At 62.1% G+C, this 501-nt stretch carries 1 pseudogene; it reads right to left on the bottom strand.

Features of this window, described 5'->3' with window-relative positions:
- Positions 1 to 501: pseudogene (locus tag AACY08_RS28895) on the bottom strand (proline--tRNA ligase); the annotation flags it as partial.

The raw sequence follows: 501 nt of genomic DNA, 5'->3' as shown, positions 1-501 counted from the left end.
CGCGTGCGCATTTCCCAGCGGACGACGTTCGCCCATTGGTTGATCAGCACCGGCAAATCGCGCCAGGACTGCACCCACCGGGCAAAGGCGGCCCCAATCACCATCTCCGAGGTCGGGCGGACGACGAGGGGTTCTTCGAGCTTGGCCTCGGGATCGGGGATCAGCCCGCCTTTGCCGTCCGCCTTCAGCCGATGATGCGTGACGACCGCCATTTCCTTGGCGAAGCCTTCGACATGCTCGGCTTCTTTCTCGAAATAGGAGAGCGGGATGAACAGCGGGAAATAGCAATTCTCATGGCCCGTCGCCTTGATCCGGTCATCGAGCAGCCGCTGGATCCGCTCCCAAATGCCGTATCCCCAGGGCCGGATCACCATGCAGCCGCGCACGCCCGATTCCTCGGCAAGATCGGCTTCTGCAATGACGGATTGATACCAGGCCGAGAAATCGGCCTCACGGTTGACGGGGAGTGCGCGTTTGATCATGCCGGTGCGGATAGCGACT

Origin of the sequence: Pseudomonas sp. EL_65y_Pfl1_R83, assembly GCF_963970695.1 — a bacterium.
GTDB classification, from domain to species: Bacteria; Pseudomonadota; Gammaproteobacteria; order Pseudomonadales; family Pseudomonadaceae; genus Aquipseudomonas; species Aquipseudomonas tritici.
Note: the sequence above shows the minus strand (reverse complement) of the source record. Positions and strands in the feature narration are given on the sequence as shown.